The sequence below is a fragment of the Gemmiger sp. An50 genome, from assembly GCF_002161595.1.
GTDB lineage: Bacteria > Bacillota > Clostridia > Oscillospirales > Ruminococcaceae > Allofournierella.
In genome coordinates, this window is record NZ_NFID01000008.1 from 60,575 (window position 1) to 75,273 (window position 14,699).

16 protein-coding genes and 1 riboswitch are annotated in these 14,699 nt (G+C 60.6%); of the genes, 9 read left to right on the top strand and 7 right to left on the bottom strand.

The window, feature by feature from the left end; genetic code table 11:
- Window positions 1-49 precede the first annotated feature (49 nt).
- Window positions 50-919 carry a DegV family protein gene (locus tag B5G03_RS08680; RefSeq protein WP_087181325.1) on the top strand — a complete coding sequence of 290 codons (870 nt, stop codon included), beginning with the start codon at window positions 50-52 and terminating at the stop codon, window positions 917-919.
- A 68-nt stretch (window positions 920-987) separates the two neighbouring features.
- Here B5G03_RS08680 and B5G03_RS08685 read toward each other — a convergent pair whose 3' ends face one another.
- Genes B5G03_RS08685 through B5G03_RS08700 form a run of 4 tightly spaced genes read right to left on the bottom strand, consistent with a single transcriptional unit; the run spans window position 988 to window position 3,445 of the window.
- Window positions 988-1,710 carry a hypothetical protein gene (locus B5G03_RS08685; protein WP_087181326.1) on the bottom strand — a complete coding sequence of 241 codons (723 nt, stop codon included), beginning with the start codon at window positions 1,708-1,710 and terminating at the stop codon, window positions 988-990.
- Window positions 1,711-1,725: 15 nt separating this feature from the next.
- Entirely contained in the window at window positions 1,726-2,169 is a 444-nt protein-coding gene (locus B5G03_RS08690) for a DUF5058 family protein (protein WP_087181327.1), read from the bottom strand.
- An 18-nt stretch (window positions 2,170-2,187) separates the two neighbouring features.
- On the bottom strand, window positions 2,188-2,853 hold the full coding sequence (locus tag B5G03_RS08695) for a zinc-binding metallopeptidase family protein (protein ID WP_087181328.1): 666 nt from the start codon (window positions 2,851-2,853) through the stop codon (window positions 2,188-2,190).
- Window positions 2,804-3,445, bottom strand: a complete 642-nt coding sequence (locus B5G03_RS08700; protein WP_162613374.1) for an amidohydrolase — start codon at window positions 3,443-3,445, stop codon at window positions 2,804-2,806. Before B5G03_RS08700 ends, B5G03_RS08695 begins: the two co-directional genes overlap by 50 nt.
- A 174-nt stretch (window positions 3,446-3,619) precedes the next feature.
- On the opposite strand from B5G03_RS08700, the gene B5G03_RS08705 reads away from it, so the two are divergent.
- Together B5G03_RS08705 and B5G03_RS08710 are read left to right on the top strand one after the other, a co-directional pair.
- A complete protein-coding gene (locus B5G03_RS08705; RefSeq protein ID WP_087181330.1) occupies window positions 3,620-4,021 on the top strand; it encodes a LysR family transcriptional regulator in 402 nt (133 codons plus the stop codon).
- A complete protein-coding gene (locus B5G03_RS08710) occupies window positions 3,940-4,518 on the top strand; it encodes a LysR family transcriptional regulator substrate-binding protein (protein WP_087181331.1) in 579 nt (192 codons plus the stop codon). The genes B5G03_RS08705 and B5G03_RS08710 overlap by 82 nt, the downstream gene beginning before the upstream one ends.
- A 63-nt stretch (window positions 4,519-4,581) precedes the next feature.
- Here the strand turns inward: B5G03_RS08710 and B5G03_RS08715 are convergent, their stop codons facing one another.
- The 3 genes from B5G03_RS08715 to dapA form a co-directional block, all read right to left on the bottom strand.
- Window positions 4,582-5,124 (bottom strand): flavodoxin family protein, encoded by a 543-nt coding sequence (locus tag B5G03_RS08715; protein ID WP_087181332.1) that lies wholly within the window; start codon window positions 5,122-5,124, stop codon window positions 4,582-4,584.
- An 87-nt stretch (window positions 5,125-5,211) separates the two neighbouring features.
- The gene (dapD, locus tag B5G03_RS08720) at window positions 5,212-5,904 is read right to left on the bottom strand and encodes a 2,3,4,5-tetrahydropyridine-2,6-dicarboxylate N-acetyltransferase (protein ID WP_087181333.1); all 693 of its coding nucleotides are present in this window, start codon (window positions 5,902-5,904) and stop codon (window positions 5,212-5,214) included.
- Window positions 5,905-5,982: 78 nt separating this feature from the next.
- Entirely contained in the window at window positions 5,983-6,870 is an 888-nt protein-coding gene (dapA, locus tag B5G03_RS08725; RefSeq protein ID WP_087181334.1) for a 4-hydroxy-tetrahydrodipicolinate synthase, read from the bottom strand.
- Window positions 6,871-6,969: 99 nt separating this feature from the next.
- Window positions 6,970-7,140, bottom strand: a riboswitch (Lysine riboswitch).
- A gap of 137 nt (window positions 7,141-7,277) precedes the next feature.
- On the opposite strand from dapA, the gene B5G03_RS08730 reads away from it, so the two are divergent.
- The 6 genes from B5G03_RS08730 (at window position 7,278) to B5G03_RS08755 (ending at window position 14,668) form a co-directional block, all read left to right on the top strand.
- A complete protein-coding gene (locus B5G03_RS08730) occupies window positions 7,278-8,381 on the top strand; it encodes an amidohydrolase (protein ID WP_087181335.1) in 1,104 nt (367 codons plus the stop codon).
- A gap of 313 nt (window positions 8,382-8,694) precedes the next feature.
- Entirely contained in the window at window positions 8,695-10,386 is a 1,692-nt protein-coding gene (locus tag B5G03_RS08735; protein WP_087181336.1) for a peptide ABC transporter substrate-binding protein, read from the top strand.
- A 196-nt stretch (window positions 10,387-10,582) separates the two neighbouring features.
- Window positions 10,583-11,581, top strand: a complete 999-nt coding sequence (locus tag B5G03_RS08740; protein ID WP_087181337.1) for an ABC transporter permease — start codon at window positions 10,583-10,585, stop codon at window positions 11,579-11,581.
- Window positions 11,578-12,642 carry an ABC transporter permease gene (locus B5G03_RS08745; protein ID WP_087181338.1) on the top strand — a complete coding sequence of 355 codons (1,065 nt, stop codon included), beginning with the start codon at window positions 11,578-11,580 and terminating at the stop codon, window positions 12,640-12,642. Before B5G03_RS08740 ends, B5G03_RS08745 begins: the two co-directional genes overlap by 4 nt.
- Window positions 12,643-12,653: 11 nt before the next feature.
- A complete protein-coding gene (locus tag B5G03_RS08750) occupies window positions 12,654-13,733 on the top strand; it encodes an ABC transporter ATP-binding protein (protein ID WP_087181339.1) in 1,080 nt (359 codons plus the stop codon).
- Window positions 13,734-13,735: 2 nt separating this feature from the next.
- Window positions 13,736-14,668 carry an ABC transporter ATP-binding protein gene (locus tag B5G03_RS08755; protein ID WP_087181340.1) on the top strand — a complete coding sequence of 311 codons (933 nt, stop codon included), beginning with the start codon at window positions 13,736-13,738 and terminating at the stop codon, window positions 14,666-14,668.
- Window positions 14,669-14,699: the final 31 nt, after the last annotated feature.

The following is a 14,699-nucleotide window of genomic DNA, read 5'->3' on the forward strand; positions in this document are numbered from 1 at the left end:
TGTCACAAGCGGGCAGGGGCCCGCAAACAGGAAATGGAGTGGTTTTTTCATGGCAGAATATGTGTTGTTCACCGATTCCACCACCGATCTGCCGGTGGAACTGGTGCAGGAGATGCAGGTGGAGGTAATGCCCCTGGTGTTTACGCTGGGCGACAAGCATTACCGCAATTATCCCGATAACCGGGAGCTTTCCCCCAAGGAATTCTACGACCGGCTGCGGGCCGGTGAGGTGAGCACCACCAGCCAGATCAACCAGGCGGATTTCCTGGACACCTTCACCCCCGTTCTGGAGCAGGGCAAGGACATTCTGTATCTGGCCTTTTCCAGCGGTCTTTCCGGCACCTTCAATTCCGCCCGTCTGGCCGCCGAGGAGCTGCGGGAGCAGTTTCCCGAACGGACCATCGAGGTGATCGACACCCTGCAGGCCAGCATGGGCGAGGGTCTGGCCGTGTATTATGCCGCCTGCCTGAAAAATGAGGGCAAGAGCCTGCGGGAGGTGGCGGACTGGTTTGTGGCCAACCGCCAGTCCATCTGCGCCTGGTTCACGGTGGACGACCTGATGTTCCTGAAGCGGGGCGGCCGTGTGAGCGGCGCGGCGGCGGTGGCCGGTACCCTGCTGGGCATCAAGCCGGTGCTTCATGTGGACGAGGAAGGCAAGCTGATCCCCATGGAGAAAGTGCGCGGGCGCAAGGCCAGCCTGGACGCGCTGGTCAAGCACTTTGCCGCCAGCACCTACGACCGCAGCGAGCAGGTGGTCTTTGTGAGCCACGGCGACTGCCTGGAGGACTGCCGCTATGTGGCCGACAAGATCGCGGCCCTGGGCGTAAAGCGGGTGTGCATCTCCACCATCGGCCCGGTGATCGGCGCTCATTCCGGCCCCGGCACTGTGGCCCTGTTCTTCCGGGCGCACAAGCGCTGACCCGTTTTCATTGAAAAAAGCAAAGGCGAAGATTCCTCGCCTTTGCTTTTTTATTGCCGTATATGGACTTATGCCTTTTCTTCAGTCTTTTTCGCCGTCTTGGGGATCATCTGAATCACGCCCAGCTTATACAGCACCCAGGCGCAGCCCACGGTGAGGCCCATGCACGCGATCATCACATAACCGATCAGCGGCGCAAGGGGATAGACCAGGTTCACGCCTGCCACCAGCAGTACCGGTAAAATCATGCAGGTCAGCTTCCGCTTGGCCACATAGGTGCCGCAGCTGTTGTTCAGCATTCCCAGCATCAGGGAGCCGAACAGGGCGGGGATCATGTAAGGGGTGGCAGTCTGGATGCGGGGATCGGTGAGCAGGGGCTGCAGGGGAGCCAGCAGCAGCACGCCCAGCGCGATCACAATGGTGGTCACAATGGAGGAAGTAGCGATGGCAATGCTGGAAACGGTATCGCCCTCATCACTGCCCTGGGAGACGTCCATCATGGCCATCGCGCTCATGGCGCAGGGGAGTTTCAGGTTGCCGATGTTGCCCGTGAGGAACGCGATGTAGGAAGAAGAGCCGATGATGGGTGCGTAGCTCAGCACCTCAATGATATTGGTGGGCAGGAACACCGCCAGCAGGCCGCCGCCCACCGCGAAAATGGCGCCGATGTTTTCCGTCCACATATCATAGACTGTGCTGACAATCGCGGGAATCCCCAGCATGATCACAATGCCGATGATTACGCCGATCCGACCAAACCGGTGCGTGCGGTCAAAGCAACTTTTTTCCATGTTTCATTCCTCCCATCAGCCAAACAGCTTCAGCCAGAGCAGCGAAGAAGCCATCGAGATCAGCAGTGAATCCGCCATAACAAAATTGTTCAGCCACTTGCAGCCAAAGGTTTTGATGATCCATTTGTGAAGCGCCGCCACCGAAAGGCTGGTCAGCAGCACCGCGGCGAAGACCGGGCCGTTCATGACCTGGATGGGAACATAGGCGCACAGCATGGCCAGCGAAAGAACATTGGCGGCCAGGCTGAACAGGCCCACCACGATGGAGAGAGAAGGAACCACCGAATACAGCGCGGAGGATGCGATCACACCGCGGACCTTCTTTTTATCCAGCCCCACGGCAAGCGCATGCCGGTAGGAGCGCATCAATGTAAATACCGAAAACAGCAGCACATAGCCGATGCCCAGCATCGCCAGGATATACATGAGCGGGCTGTTCATAATCTGGGAAAATGTCATCGTCGTTCTCCTTTCTCATCACGGGTTCACCGAGGCATAGTCCATGCCCTCCGGAATCGGACACTGGTACCCCTCCGGGCAGCGCCGAGCAAGCTCTTCCTTTGCCTTTTGGACCAGCGCCGGGTCGTCGAACAGCTTTTCACAGGCAAGCCCCAGCACCTTTGCCGCCGCCACGCTGGCTCTGCCGCCCAGGGAGGTTCCCACCTGAGCGGTAAACTGCCAGGTGTGGGGGCTGGTGCCCGGCACTGTGGCGGTGAGCGTGACCTGTGCGGTGGGCACGATGTGGCTCACATCGCCCACGTCGCTGGAGCCGGTCACCACCAGATTCATCAAAGCCGGGTCGAAGGGTGCGACGGAACGGTCCAGCGGGTGCTTCTCAAATTCGCTCAGGGGTTCGCCCGCCGCGTCGGCCGCCTTCTGCACCCATTCCTTTCGAATCGGTTCCGGGATCGCCTCCAGGAAGCTTTGGGCCAACTCGTAATCCTGCTGGGTGAAATCCGGCCCGCCCTGCTGGACCAGGCTTTCGGACAAAACCTCCGCCAGAGTCTGGTTGGGGATCATATCGCTGAGACCGCCCGACACCGAGATCTTCACCTGGGTCTCGGTCATGAGCGCAGCTCCCTGGGCGATCTTTTTAATACGCTCCAGAATCTCGGCGCACTGGGTCAGCTTGGGCGCCCGCATGGGCGGTGCGGCCGGTAAAATCAAACCGCACCTTATAATAGGCCACCGTCTTCACCGCAGCCGCCTTGTTTGCGTTGCTGGGATGCCAGGTCAGCGCGGCATCCAGATCCGCAAAGCAGCCTTCCCGGGCCAGAAACGCCTTTCCGAAACCGGTCTCCTCCGCCGGGCAGCCCAGAAAACAGATGGTTCCGGGCTTTTTGCTCTGCTGCAGATACCGCTTGGCCACCATGGCCGCGCCCACTGCACCCGCTCCCAGGGAATTGTGTCCGCATCCATGGCCGCAATCCTTGTCCGGAATGGGCTCCTGCCGGGGGCAGCCCGCCTTCTGGCTCAGATTCGGCAGCGCGTCGTATTCCCCAAGAATACCGATCACCGGGTGCCCCTGGCCATAGCTGGCCCGGATCGCCGTGGGGATTCCTCCCACGCCCAGCTCCACCTGAAAGCCTTCCTCTTCCAGAACACGGGCAATTTCCTTGCTGCTGCGGAACTCCTGATACCCGAATTCCGCAAAATCCCACAGCGAGCGGTTCAGCTGCTCCAGCAGCGGCGCGAGCGTTTGAGCCTGCTCCCGTGCGAATTCCTGCAGATCCATGATTCGACCTCCTTTTGTGCTCTCGTCAAGCACATTCCTTGCTGCGTTCATCATACCATCGTTGCAATTTTTTCGGAAATATATATAATTTATTTATGTCATAACCGAAATTTATGGCGATTTGTGACGGTTATATTCATTTTTTGATGCAATCAGCAGGCAAGGGGATCACACATGACCATCCAACAGCTTCAATATGTTCTGGAGGTATCCCGCACCGGGTCCATCTCCAAGGCCGCCCGCAATCTGTTCCTGTCACAGCCCAACATCAGCAACTCCATCAAAAATCTGAAGCAGGAGCTGGGCGCGACCCTATTCATCCGCACCTCGCAGGGAATGTCGCTCACCGAGGCCGGGGAGCATCTGGTACAGCATGCGGGCGTTATCATCAACGAGCTGAACGCGCTCTCCCCAGTGGTGCAGACCTCCCCCAGCTACTATTTCCGTCTTTCCTATCCCCGGTACATCCCATCCTTTGAGGCCTTCTGTGATCTTTGCCAGCGCTATCAGACAGCCCGGAGCTGCAGCTTTCCTGCTTTTACAACTCCACCCCGGACGTGCTCACATCGGTGCTGAAAAATCAGTGCGACCTGTGCATCTGCATCAAGCAGTCCGGCACATCGCTGCGGAACCGCTGCCAGGCCGCCAACATCTCGTATACGGTCTTGGCCCACATTCCGCTCTGCGTTCAGCTTTCCCGCTCGCACCCGCTGCTGCAGGAGCCGGACTTTGATTTCACCAAGCTGGCCGACTATCCCTTCACGGTATTTTCCGACCCGGATTCCCCTTCTGTGACCCAGTACACCTTTCCCTTCATCAATGCCAACAAGCTGATTCGGGTCCACTCCTCCACCTCCCGCCGGGATATCGTGGCGCACACCAATGCGTTCAGCATCGTTTTGCAGCATTCCCAGGAATACAATGACCGTTACGGCCTGGTGAATATCCCACTGCCGGATTACGTCTGCGAGCTGGCCTATCTGCACTCTGCCAATCGGACGCTGCCTCCGCTGGCGCTGGAATACCTGGAGCTGCTGAAGGGCCGCCTGGCCTTTCTCCAGCCGTCGGAGTAATTTCCTTTCTTTTTCTAACGAAAACAAGCGGGCGGGATCTTTCGATCCCGCCCGCTTGCTGTTTTATTGAATGGCCGCACCCATGGCCCGGGCCTGTTCCAGCGCCGGGTGGCCGGTCATCTCGCCCGGCCCCTGCACGCCGCCCGCAAAGACGGTGCCCGCCAGCTCCAGGTTCTCATAGCAGTCGATCCAGCCCTGGATGCCGCTTTCCGCGCGCTTTGGCACAAAGTCCTCGGTTTCGGCGGCCGCGCTGAGCAGATACACCTGCCGGAAGGCGTTTTCCCGCCCGTACAGCGGCTCGGTGCGGTCCAGGAAGGTTTTCAGCTGGCCGCACAGCTCGTAATAGTAGATGGGCGTGGCAAACGCCACCACCTGGGCAGTGCGCAGCATTTCCAGCAGTGGGGCCACATCGTCCCGAATCACGCAGCTGCCGGTTTTCTGGCAGGCGGTACAGCCCCGGCAGAACTGGATGTCCTTGCCCCGCAGGCTGACCAGCTCTACCTCATGGCCCGCCTCCCGCGCCCCTTCGGCAAACTGCTCGGCCAGCGCATGGGAATTGCTGCCCGGCCGCAGGCTGGCACTGATGACCAAAACCTTCTTTTTCATTTCGCTCTTCCTTTCCTGTATATTCTTTATTTGATTATACAAAACGTTTATTCATCAAAAAAGGCCCGGCAGCGCCGGGCCTTTTGCTTACAGGGTGCGCAGCGCGTCCTGCAAAGCAGTCTTCTGGGTGGTTTTTTCATCCTTCTGCTTGATGACCCGGGCGGGAACGCCGGCCACCACCGCGCCCGCGGGCACGTCCTCGATGACCACGCTGCCGGCGGCGATCACCGCGCCTTCGCCCACGTGCACGCCCTCGATGACCACCGCGTTGGCGCCCACCAGCACGTCGTCCTCCAGGATCACCGGCTTGGCGCTGGCGGGCTCGATCACACCGGCCAGAACCGCGCCTGCGCCCACATGGCAGCGCTTGCCCACGGTGGCCCGGCCGCCCAGCACAGCGCCCATGTCGATCATGGTGCCGTCGCCGATGACTGCGCCGATGTTGATGATGGCGCCCATCATGATGACTGCCGCGTCGCCGATCTCCACCTGCTCGCGGATGATGGCGCCCGGCTCGATGCGGGCATTGATGCCCTTCAAATCCAGCAGGGGAATGGCCGAGTTGCGGCAATCGTTCTCCACCACCATGTCCTCGATCTTATCGGCATTGGCCTCCAGAATGGGGCCAAGCTCCTTCCAGTCGCCAAACACGATCTTGGCGCCGGTGCCGAACACCTTGGCGGAGCCGTAGTTGAGGGGCTCCTTTTCCTGAATGGTGATCTTCACCGGGGTCTTTTTCTCGGCGTTTGCGATGTACTGAATGATCTGTTCTGCGTTCAAATTTATTTTCCCACCTTATTGCTTTGTATTGACCGTTCTATTATGCCACATTCCCGGCCATTTTTCAAACCCCTGCGCTCAAACCAGACCGGCAGCCTTCAAAGCGGCGGCCAGCTTGGCCTTTGCGGCTTCGCCCATGGGACCCAGGGGCTGGCGGTAGCCGCCCACCTCCATGCCCATCTGGTTCATGGCTTCCTTCACGGGAATGGGGTTGACCTCCAGGAACAGGCCGTTGATCACATCCAGCAGGCCCAGCTGGGCTTCCAGCGCCTTCTGACGGTCGCCGTTCAGGTAGTCCATGACCATGTCGTGGGTCTGGCGGGGCAGGATGTTGGCCAGCACCGAGATCACACCGCTGCCGCCCAGCGACAGGATGGGCAGAATCATATCGTCGTTGCCGGAATAGAGGGCGAAGTCCTCGTTCACATAGCGGGCGATCTTGGCGGTGTAGCTCAGGTTGCCGGAGGCCTCCTTGATGCCCATGATGTTGGGATGGGTCGACAGACGGCGCACCACGTCCTCGGAGATGCCGCAGCCGGTGCGGCCGGGCACATTGTACAGGATGCAGGGGATATGTACCGCGTCCGCCACCGTCTTGAAGTGGTTGTACATGCCCTCCTCATTGGTCTTGTTGTAATAGGGAGTGATGAGCAGCAGCGCATCCGCGCCCAGCTTTTCAAAGCTCAGGCTCTTCTCCAGCATGGTCTGGGTGCAGTTGGAGCCGCTGCCCGCGATCACCGGCACCCGGCCGGCCACCCGCTTGACCACGAATTCGCAGACCGCGTCGTCCTCCTCGTGGCTCATGGCCGAGCTCTCACCGGTGGTGCCCAGAATCAGCAAACCATCGGTGCCGTTTTCCAGGTGGAAATCCACCAGCTGGGCCAGTTTTTCAAAATTGACGGTTCCATCCTCATGGAAGGGGGTAATCAGGGCCACGATGGAGCCCTTCAGATTCTTTGCGGTCATAACGGCTGCTCCTCTCTCTATTCTTCGCTTGCAGACAACAAAAAACGCGCCGGAAGGGCGCTGCGGCCTTACCGGCGCGTGGACAATACCACCGCTTGCGGGTAAGATAGCGCCCCCGCGGTCCTTCCGCGGACAGTGCCGCGGGTATTCCCCGGGGCCCCATCGGCGCCGCCGTGCCCGGATGCGCCGATTCGGCGGGCTTGCCCCGCCCCACGTTCTGTGCCTGCCGGCTCCTGTGGGGTTCATCGCACCCGCGCCTCTATCCATATATCTGCATCATAGCACGCTATCAAGGTGAAGTCAACGGCTTTTTTCCTTCTTTTCCCACCCGGCGCCGCGCTTGTGCATCCGGGCCGGGAAGCTTATAATAGGAGCAAAACGTCACCAAAAGAGGGGGAGAGATTTCCATGACACAGCAGCTGCTGACCCAATACCGCCGGGACCTGCACCAGATTCCGGAAACCGATTTTGACCTGCCCGAGACCCTGGCTTATATCCGCCGGGTGCTGGAGCCGTATCCCTGCACCCTGTTTTCGCCCTGCGAAAGCACCCTGTGCGCCTACTTTGACGCGGGCAAGCCCCGCACCGCCGCCTTCCGGGCGGACATGGACGCTCTGCCCATCGCCGAGCGCAGCGGCTGCGCATACGCCTCCCGCCATGCAGGGAAGATGCACGCCTGCGGCCACGACGGCCACATGGCCATGGTGCTGGCGCTGGCCGGGCGGGTGAGCGAAGCGCTGGACAAGCTCCCCCGGAACGTGCTGCTGGTGTTCCAGCCCGCCGAGGAGACCACCGGCGGCGCAAAGCTGGTGTGCGACAGCGGCGTATTCGAGGAATACCGCTGCGACCGGATCTTCGGCTGGCACCTGTGGCCGGACCTGCCCGCCGGGACCATCGCCAGCCGCCCCGGCCCGCTGCTGGCCCGCTCCAGCGAGGTGACGGTGACCGTGACGGGCAAAAGCAGCCATGTGGCCAAGGCCAGCGAGGGCCGGGACGCGCTGTTCGCCGCCTCCGCCTTTTTGTGCGAAAGCTACCGGCGCATGGAGCTGCTGGGCCGGGCGGAGGAGCCCCGCCTTTTGAAATTCGGCAAGCTGACCAGCGGCCAGGCCCGCAACGCCATCAGCGATTCCAGCCTGCTGCTGGGCACCCTGCGGGTCTATTCCGACGAGATGTTCCAGGCTGCCGAAGCCATGCTGCGGGACCTGGCCGGAACCCTTGAGCGCCAGACCGGCTGCCGCTTTGCCATTGATTTTTCCACCGGTTATCCGCCGGTGCGCAACGACCAGACCCTGTTCGAGCAAGCCCGCGCAGCGCTGCCGCAGCTCCAGGTACTGCCCGAGCCGCTGCTGATCGCTGAGGATTTTTCTTTTTACCAGCAGCGGCTGCCCGGCCTGTTTTTGCTGCTGGGTACCGGCACCGGCATCCCTCTGCACGCGGACACCTTCGACTTTGACGAGAGCGTGCTGGCCGCAGGCCTCGCGGCGGACGAACTGCTCTTGTTTTTGAACTGAATACACTTTTTCTGCCAATTTCCCACGAAACCGCTTGTTTTTGTTATTGCAACCGGTTTCGTGGGATTTTTGTGCTTATATCAGAGACAAAAAACCAGCAAACCGCTGGATTTCACAGTTTTTTCACTTTCCTTCCTATGCATTCTCACAAAATACTTTTCCACTGTTTGACTTTATCACTTTGAAGCAGTATAATGCTAAACAACGACAGAGAGGTCAGGGCCGGGCAGCAAATTCCCGCCGGGCCAGCTGGTCTTTTTTCGTTTCAAGGGGTTTGCGAAGATCCAATCCAAAAAGAGAGGAGCACACACACATGAAACTTTGGAAACGCATGGGCGCCGCCGCACTGGCCGGTGCGCTGGCGCTGAGCATGGCCGCCTGCGGCGGCGGCAACGCTGCAGCCAGCGGCACTTCCACCGCCGCGTCCTCTTCCGGCGCTGCGGCCGCAACCGGCAGCAATGTGCTGAATGTTATGACTGAGGTCGAAGTCGCCTCCCTGGACCCCCAGCTGGCCACCGACGGCACCAGCTTTGAGGTAATTGCCGATTTCACCGACGGCCTGATGCAGATGGACGCGGACGGTCAGCCTGTTCCCGCCATCGCCGAGAGCTACGAGGTGAGCGAGGACGGCTGCACTTACACCTTCCACCTGCGCCAGGATGCCAACTGGTCCAACGGCGACCCTGTTACCGCCAATGACTTCGTGTTCGCCTGGCAGCGCGCGGCCGACCCCGCCACCGCCTCCGAATACAGCTACATGATGAGCGACATCGGCCAGATCAAGAACGCCGCCGAGATCATCGCCGGCGAAAAGGACAAGAGCGAGCTGGGCGTCACCGCAGTGGACGACAAGACCCTGCAGGTGGAGCTGACCGTTCCCGTTCCTTACTTCCTGAACCTGATGTATTTCCCCACCTTCTACCCGGTGAACCAGGCGTTCTATGAGGGCCTGGCCGAGGGCACCTTCGGCACCAGCCCGGACACCGTGCTGAGCAACGGCGCCTTCATTCTGGACAGCTACGAGCCCGCGGCTCTGTCCTTCAGCCTGGTAAAGAACCCCGACTACTACGACGCCGACAAGGTCCAGCTGGACGGCCTGAACTACCAGGTCATCAAGGACAGCCAGCAGGCCTTCATGAGCTACCAGAACGGCGATCTGGATATCGTCAAGCTGAGCGGCGACCAGGTAGACCAGGTCCAGGGCGACCCTGAGCTGAGCGTACACGGCGCCGGCTACCTGTGGTACCTGACCCTGAACCAGGCCGGCGTGCCCGCTCTGGCCAACCAGAACCTGCGCCTGGCTCTGACCCATGCCATCGACCGTACCTCCATCGTGGAGGATGTGGTGAAGGACGGCTCTCTGGCCACCTACACCGCCGTTCCCCCGCAGTTTGCCACCGGCCCGGACGGCAGCGACTTCTCGGAAGATCAGACCATGTTCCAGGATGTTTGCAGCGACGATCCCGCCAAGGCTGCCGAGTACCTGGAAGCCGCCAAGACTGAGTTGGGCCAGGATACCTTCACCTTCCAGCTGCTGGTGGAGGACACCACCGAATCCCAGAACGTGGCCGCTGTAATCAAGGAGCAGGTGGAGACCAACCTGCCCGGCGTGACCATGGAGATCAAGGTAGAGCCCAAGAAGCAGCGCGTTGAGGACATCCAGGAAGGCAACTACGAAGTATGCCTGACCCGCTGGGGCCCCGACTACGCCGATCCCATGACCTACCTGAACATGTGGATCACCGACAACAACAACAACTACGGCAAGTGGAGCAATCCTGACTACGACGCCATCATCGCCGACTGCACCACCGGCCAGTACGTGAGCGACGCTGCCGCCCGCTGGCAGGCCCTGTACGACGCGGAAAAGATCATCATGGAAGAGGCCGTCATCGTTCCTGTTTACACCAAGGCCGACGCCTGCATGATCAAGTCGGGCGTGACCGGCGCGGAGTTCCACCCCGTTGCTCTGAACCGCGTGTTCAAGAACGCCACCAAGGGCTAAGCCCCTTTGAACCTCCCGCCTTGTGCGCGGGCGGAACAATTCCGATAACCCCCTGAATTTTTATGCCGCACAGCTTCCCTTGGCTTTGCAAGGCAAGGGAAGCTTGTGCGGCTTTTTTGTATGGCGAACGCATTGCGGCGCTTGCCTGTTCAGGGCTCTTGTATCAAAAGACTGTATCAAAAGAGGGAGATCGCTTGTGAAAAGTTATATTCTGAAACGAGTGCTCATCTCGGTATTCACCCTTCTGGCCATTACGCTGGTGCTGTTCTGCCTGCTGCAGCTCATGCCCGGCTCCCCCTTCAACGACGAGAAGCTCACCGATGACCAGCGCATCGTCTTGAACGAGAAATACGGCCTGGATCAGCCGGTGCTGGTTCAGTTCGAGCGGTATGTGGCCAATCTGGTTCAGGGTGATTTCGGCGTGAGCTACAACATCAGCAAAAACACCCCCATCAGCCAGCTTATCCAGACCCGTCTGCCCATCAGCATCCAGGTGGGCGGCATGGCCGTTGCCCTGGGCGCGGTGCTGGGTCTTATTCTGGGTGTGATCGCCGCGCTGAACCACAACACCTGGCTGGACAGCCTGTGCACCGCCATCTCGGTGCTGGGCGTTTCGGTACCAAGCTATGTGTTCGCTTTGGCGCTCAGCTACACGTTGGGCTTCCGTTTGAAATGGCTGCCCATGCTGTATTCCGCAAACACGCCGCTGCTCTCCAGCGTGATGCCCAGCATCGCGCTGAGCATGTTCACCATGGCCTCCATCGCCCGCTTCACCCGCAACGAGATGATGGAGGTGCTGGGCAGCGAGTACATGCTGCTGGCCGAGAGCAAGGGCATCAACGGCGCTCCGCTGATTCTGCGTCATGCGCTGCGCAACGCGCTGATTCCCATCATCACCGTGCTGGCGCCCCTGATCGTGGACCTGATGACCGGCAGCCTGGTGGTGGAGAAGATCTTCTCCATTCCCGGCGTGGGCAGCCTGCTGGTCACAGCCATCCAGTCCAACGACTACAACGTGGTCATCGCCCTGAGCTTCATCTACAGCGCCATGTACATCGGCATCATGCTGGTGGTAGACCTGCTCTACGGCGTGATCGACCCCCGCATCCGGGTGACCGGTGAGGGCGGCCGCATGGGCTTCTTTGCCCGCTGGCGGCTGGTACTGTTCGGCAGAAAGAAGGTGGCGAAGGTATGAATCAGGTACAAACCATTCCCGCCGGCACCCGGGCCGAGATTCCGGACCTACGGCCGGAGGATTTCACCCTGCGCAGCAGCCGTGAGGATCATCTGGATGCAAACTTCGCCAGCCAGGGCTACTGGCACGACGTGCTGCACCGCTTCATCTCCAACAAAGGCGCAGTGATCGCCCTGGTGCTCATTCTCCTCATCGTGATCATGGCGGTGATCGGCCCCGGCCTGAGCGGCCGCAGCTACTCCAGCCAGACCCTGAGCGAAAAAAACTTCGCGCCCCGCATCCCGGTGATCGAAAACCTGGGCATCTTCAACGGCGATGAAGTTCTCACCACCACCACCGGCAGCCGCGTGGTGAACGAATACGAGGAAAAAGGCCTGACCGACACCTACTACTGGTTCGGCAGCGACACCCTGGGCCGCGACATCTTCACCCGCGTATGGGAAGGCACCCGGGTCAGCCTGGGCATCGCCATCGTGTCCGCCGTAATCAACATGACCATCGGCATGTGCTATGGCCTGATCAGCGGCTATTTCGGCGGCTGGGTGGACACCATCATGCAGCGCTTTGTGGAGATCAACAACGGCATTCCCCGGCTGGTGATCGTGACGCTGCTGCTTCTGGTGGTCAAGCCCGGCTTCACCACCATCGTCATCGCGCTGGTCATCACCGAGTGGATCAACATGAGCCGCATCGCCCGGGCCGAAATGCTCAAGCTGAAAGAGCAGGAATTCGTTCTGGCCAGCCGCACCCTGGGCGCGGGCAGCTTCCTGATCATCTTCCGGGAGGTTCTGCCCAACATCATCGGCCAGATCATCACCCAGCTGATGTTCAGCATTCCCACCGCGATTTTTACCGAAGCCTTTTTGAGCTTCGTGGGCCTGGGCATTCCCGTTCCCCAGTGCAGCCTGGGCAGCCTGATCAGCGAGACCTTCAACAGCTTCACCACCCACCCCTACCAGATCGTTCCTCCCATCGTGGTGATGTCGCTGCTGATGCTCTGCTTCAACATGCTGGCCGACGGCCTGCGGGAAGCCTTTGACCCCAAACTGAAGGAAATGTGAGGTGACAGACCATGGAAAACAATGCAAAGGAAACCGTATTGTCCATTCGGGATCTGTCCATCACCTTTAAGACCGGCGCAGGCCCGGTGAACGCCATCCGCGGCGTGAACATTGACCTGCCCCGGGGCACCACCCTGGCGGTGGTGGGCGAGAGCGGCAGCGGCAAGTCCGTCACCTTCAAGGCGGCCATGGGCATCCTGGCCTCCAACAGCGTGGTGAACAGCGGCAGCATCGTGTACAATTACACCCACAACGACGGCACCCCCGCCACCGTGGACATTCTGAAAATGAAAACCCGCGACATCCGCCGCCACATCAACGGCAAACGGATCGCGATGATCTTCCAGGACCCCATGACCAGCCTGGACCCCACCATGCCCATCGGCAAGCAGATCATGGAGGGCATGGTCTGGCATTACAAGACCCCAAAGCAGCAGGCCTGGGACAAGGCCGTGCGCCTGCTCACCGAGGTGGGCATTGAGGAGCCGGAAAAGCGGATGCGCCAGTATCCCCACCAGCTCAGCGGCGGCATGCGCCAGCGCGTGGTCATTGCCATCGCGCTGGCCTGTGACCCGGATGTGCTCATCTGCGACGAGCCCACCACCGCGCTGGACGTGACCATCCAGGCCAAGATCCTGGAGCTCATCAAGCGCATTCAGGCCGAGCGCGGCATCAGCGTCATCTACATCACCCATGACCTGGGCGTGGTGGCCAAGGTTGCGGACTTCGTGAACGTGATGTACGCGGGCCGCATCGTGGAGGCGGGCACCATCGACGAGATCTTCTACGATCCCCGCCATCCCTACACCTGGGGCCTGCTCAGCGCCATGCCGGATCTGGACACCGAGGACGACCGCCTCTACACCATTCCCGGCTCTCCGCCGAACCTGCTGCACCCGGTGCCCGGCGACGCCTTCGCGCCCCGGAACGCCTACGCACTCAACATCGACGAGCGGCTGGACCCGCCCATGTTCCAGATCAGCGAGACCCACTACGCGGCCAGCTGGCTGCTGGATGAGCGGGCGCCCAAGGTGGAGATGCCGCCCGAACTGAAGGCCCGCATCCAGCGGCTGAAAAAGGAGGGAATCTGACAATGGAAGAAAGAAAACCCCTTCTGGAAGTCAAGGGCCTGAAGCAGTACTTCAAGGGCAGCCACCAGTTCACCGTGAAGGCGGTGGACGGCGTGGATTTTGTGATCTACCCGGGCGAGACCTACGGTCTGGTGGGTGAGAGCGGCAGCGGCAAGAGCACCATCGGCCGCAGCGTGATCCGGCTCTACAAGCCCACCGCCGGGCAGATCCTGTTCAACGGCATGGACATTTCCGGTGATCTGAACGCCCAGCAGAACCGGCAGCTGCGTACCCAGATGCAGATGATCTTCCAGGACCCCATGGCCTGCCTGAACCCCCGCAAAAAGGTGGGGGAGATCATTGCCCAGGGTCTGGACATCCATCACCTGTACTCCAGCCGGGCCGAGCGCCAGGAGAAGGTGGCAGCGATTCTGAAAAAGGTGGGCCTGGCCCCCGAGCACGCGGACCGCTATCCCCACCAGTTCTCCGGCGGCCAGCGCCAGCGCGTTGGCATTGCCCGGGCGCTGATCATGGACCCCAAGCTGATCATCGCCGACGAATGCATCAGCGCGCTGGACGTTTCCATCCAGGCCCAGGTAGTGAACCTGATGAAGGACCTGCAGGAGGAGACCGGCACTGCCTACCTGTTCATCGCCCATGACCTGTCCATGGTGAAATACATCTCGGACCGGATCGGCGTGTTGCATCTGGGCCATCTGGTGGAGACCGGTACCACCGAGGAGATCTTCAACAATCCGGTGCACCCCTACACCCAGAGCCTGCTCAGCGCCATTCCCCAGCCGGACCCCCACAGCGAGCGGGACCGGGTAGCCAAGAGCTACGATTACCGCACCGCCGGGGTGGATTATCTGGCAGGCAAGCAGCAGCATCTGGGCGACACCCACTATGTGCTGGCCACCGACGAAGAGCTGGCCCGCTGGACCGCCCGCGCCTGATTTTCATTTTGCGATCCTCTCTTTTGATACA